This is a genomic window from Pseudomonas sp. 22490 (assembly GCF_052044465.1).
Classification (GTDB): domain Bacteria; phylum Pseudomonadota; class Gammaproteobacteria; order Pseudomonadales; family Pseudomonadaceae; genus Pseudomonas; species Pseudomonas aeruginosa.
On the sequence record NZ_JBQENS010000083.1, the window covers coordinates 1 to 3,475 of the forward strand.

Consider the following 3,475-nt stretch of genomic DNA (forward strand, 5'->3'; position numbering starts at 1 on the left):
AGGTTGACCTCGAACTGCGCCGGTGCGGATTCGGCGACGATGGCGTCGGCCGGGATGCCCTGGGCGCGGGCGCCGTCGATGATGTCCTGGAGGCACTCGACGTATTCGTCGAGGTCGTCGATGGAGTACACCTGCACCGACTGCGGACGCTTGCCGGAGATCGGCGAGCGAGGCGGCTGCGGCCGGCCGTTCACGTTCTCCTGGTCGATCAGGTAGAACTCCAGCTCGAAGGCGGCGACGATGGTCAGTTCCATCTCGGTGAACCTGGCCACCACCTGGCGCAGGACTTCGCGGGGGTCGGCGAAGAACGGCTCGCCTTCCAGTTCGTGCATGGTCATCAGCAGTTGCGCGGTCGGGCGCTTCTGCCAGGGTTCCATGGAGAGGGTGCCGGGGATCGGGTAGCAGATCCGGTCGGCGTCGCCGATGTCGAGACCCAGGCCGGTACTCTCTACGGTGGAGCCGGTGATATCGAGGGCGAACAGGGAAGCGGGAAGGTTGATACCTTTTTCGAAGACTTTGGGCAGACTGTTGCGTTCGATTCGCTTGCCGCGAACCACGCCATTCATGTCTGAAATCAGAAGGTCGACGAACTGGACCTCGGGATGTTCCTGAAGGAACAGGCTCGGCTCAGTGAGCTGAACGGCACGCAGGGGTACCGACATGATGCAACACCTTTTTTGTTAAAAATTTCAATCATGCGGGGGCTGGAGCCAGAGTCAATCGGAAAGCCAATTTGTTGTCAATAGCCCTCTCGTCGCCCTCGCGGACGGCGAAATAGCCGTAGACAGGGCCTTCCAGCGCATCGCGAAAGCGGCCAAAGCCAGGCCAGGCAAGGTGTTCAACCTGGTGCAGCAGATATTTTACAGGCTCCGTTGTACGAAAAATTGAACAAGGCTAAGCTGTGCCAACCCTACAACAGCAATAAACCGGGTGTTCCATGTCCTACCAGCCGTCCCTCGGCGCCAAGTTCCGCGGCCACAAGATCGGTCAGCATCCGCGTTAGCTCCGCTCCGGTTCTTCTCTCCCTCGATTCTTCGCAGCGCCCTCGAGCGGCCCTCGCTCGTCCGCCGCCTGCCCTGCCCGTCCTCCTTATATAAGGAAGGACACCGGCCGCTTTCGCCTGCGTGGATAACGGATACGAAGAGCAAGATCGTTCAAGCCAGCCCGATGCGCCTGCTGGCATGCTGGACCGACGTTCACCACCGCCATGCCCCCATGACTGCCCACGACCTGCCCCGCCAAGCCTTTCTCCGCGGCGCCGTCGCCATCCTCCCATTGTCCCTGGCCGTCGCGCCCTGGGGGCTGCTGGCGGGATCGATGGCCATCGAAGCCAACCTCACCCCGGCCGAGGGCCAGGGCCTGTCCGCCATCGTCTTCGCCGGCGCCGCCCAGTTGGTGGCGATCGGCATGCTCAAGGGCGGTGCCGGGTTCTTTTCGATCATCTTCACCACCCTCCTCCTGACCTCGCAGCACCTGCTCTACGGCATGAGCTTGCGGCCGGTCCTGTCGCCTCTGCCGGGACGCTGGCGGATCGGCCTGGGCTTCCTGCTCACCGACGAGTTCTTCGCCCTCGCCAGTCAGCACGACCGGCGCAACTTCAACCGCTGGTACGCCCTCGGCGTCGGTCTGACCTTCTATATCGCCTGGAACCTGTTCACCCTCGCCGGCATCCTGCTTGGCCGCAGCATTCCCGGTCTCGAACACCTGGGCCTGGATTTCTCCATCGCCGCCACCTTCATCGCGCTGGTCGCGCCGCTGGTGCGCAACGTACCGACGCTGGTCTGCGTGGCCACCTCGCTGTTCTGCTCGGTGCTGTTCAGCCACTGGCAATGGAGTTCGGCGCTGGTCCTCGCCGGTCTCGCCGGGATGGCCGCCGGTTTCATCTGCAACAAGCTGTATCGGGAGGCGCCATGGTCTGGGCAGTGATCTTCGGGATGGGCGCGATCGTCTTCCTCAACCGCTACCTGTTCCTCGAACCGCGCCTGCCGATCCGTCTCGGCAGCAACCTGCGGCAGTTCCTCGGTTTCGCCGTGCCCGGCATGCTCACCGCGATCTGCGGCCCCATCGTGTTCATGCCAGAGGGCCGCATCGACCTCGGCTACGACAATCCCTACCTGGTCAGCGGCGCAGTCACCGTGGCGCTGGTGCTCTATACCCGCAATACCCTGGCGAGCATGCTGCTGGGCATGGCGTTCTTCTTCCTGTTCAAGTGGTGGCTGATTTGATCGATGTCAGTCGCTGACGGCATGACCTCGGCAGGCGGCCATGCAGGGTTCATGCAAACTCGCGGCGGGCGGCTGTATGGCCCACCAGATGCTCCGGAGCAGCCGCTATCCAGCTGACAGCCAGGCTACTATCGATGCAGTACCTGATAGCAACCAGCTCCCTTCTATCTAGCCTGGATAAACACGCGTAAACCTGGCGCCCGCCCAGGCAAAGCAATTAACGGGGAGCACTTTAGAAAACCACCCGAAAATAATGACGATAGTCACAGTGAACGCCATCCTCCCGCTCGACGGCTTTCACCTTGAACTGCTTTGCCCCCAACAACTCCAAGACACGAACCAGTTGATCATGGCTGAATATCTGTGTATGCCCGATTGCTGGAACTCCGCGAGAGTCAGTCACCAACAGTAGCTCACCGCCCGTCCTCAACCTGCCCACACAGTCAACCAGGAACTGGATCCAGTCGGCCGTATGGTCAAGTACATTTGAGCAAACGACGAAATCGAAAGCACTCTCTATATCGGCAACACCATCCCTTATATAACAAGAAGAACCTCTTTCCCCGAGAGTCGAGAATGGAAGGTTCTCTGCATACAGCCCCATCAATGAGTCCTGGGCAGTCACTTGTAGTGGTCTACTGATCCCGGACACCGATTTAGGCGAAAATCCTCGCCGTGAGAGAGGTGTCTGATGAGCAAGCAACGACGTACGTTTTCCGCCGAGTTCAAACGAGAGGCCGCGGCCCTGGTGTTGGACCAAGGCTACAGCCATATCGACGCCTGCCGTTCGCTGGGGGTGGTGGATTCGGCCTTGCGCCGTTGGGTGAAGCAGCTCGAGGCGGAGCGCCAGGGTGTGACCCCGAAGAGCAAGGCGTTGACGCCTGAGCAGCAAAAGATCCAGGAGCTGGAAGCCCGGATCAACCGGTTGGAGCGGGAGAAAGCGATATTAAAAAAGGCTACCGCTCTCTTGATGTCGGACGAACTCGATCGTACGCGCTGATAGACCAGTTGAGTGAGCAGGAGTCGGTGGAAGTGGTCTGTTCAGCTTTCGATGTGGCGCGGTCTTGCTACTACGTCCACCGTCTTCGACGGCGGCGTGTCGATGCTCGCCGCGTGGCGCTACGCAGCCAAGTCAACCAGTTGTTCAGCCAGAGTCGGGGCTCGGCCGGCAGCCGCAGCATTCTGGGCATGCTGCGCGAAGAGGGCGTGACCATCGGCCGTTTCCGAGTGCGTCGGTTGATGCGTGAGCT

At 60.9% G+C, this 3,475-nt stretch carries 2 protein-coding genes and 3 pseudogenes; 3 read left to right on the forward strand and 2 right to left on the reverse strand.

The window, feature by feature from the left end:
* Positions 1–662: pseudogene (locus ACTJJX_RS34900) on the reverse strand (glutamine synthetase); the annotation flags it as partial.
* 553 nt (positions 663–1,215) lie between these two features.
* Here ACTJJX_RS34900 and ACTJJX_RS34905 point away from each other — a divergent pair.
* Positions 1,216–1,926 (forward strand): AzlC family ABC transporter permease, encoded by a 711-nt coding sequence (locus ACTJJX_RS34905; protein ID WP_003162262.1) that lies wholly within the window; start codon positions 1,216–1,218, stop codon positions 1,924–1,926.
* Entirely contained in the window at positions 1,911–2,225 is a 315-nt protein-coding gene (locus ACTJJX_RS34910) for an AzlD domain-containing protein (protein ID WP_003088669.1), read from the forward strand. The genes ACTJJX_RS34905 and ACTJJX_RS34910 overlap by 16 nt, the downstream gene beginning before the upstream one ends.
* Positions 2,226–2,457: 232 nt before the next feature.
* Here ACTJJX_RS34910 and ACTJJX_RS34915 read toward each other — a convergent pair.
* A pseudogene (locus ACTJJX_RS34915) lies at positions 2,458–2,895 on the reverse strand (methyltransferase domain-containing protein); the annotation flags it as partial.
* A 21-nt stretch (positions 2,896–2,916) separates the two neighbouring features.
* Between ACTJJX_RS34915 and ACTJJX_RS34920 the strand changes: the two are divergent.
* Positions 2,917–3,475 (forward strand): annotated as a pseudogene (locus ACTJJX_RS34920) (transposase); the annotation flags it as partial.

Bases quoted from the DNA above. Each gene is read 5' to 3' on its own strand.
- ACTJJX_RS34910 (WP_003088669.1), top strand. From the start codon at position 1,911: ATGGTCTGGGCAGTGATCTTCGGGATGGGCGCGATCGTCTTCCTCAAC.
- ACTJJX_RS34905 (WP_003162262.1), top strand. From the start codon at position 1,216: ATGACTGCCCACGACCTGCCCCGCCAAGCCTTTCTCCGCGGCGCCGTC.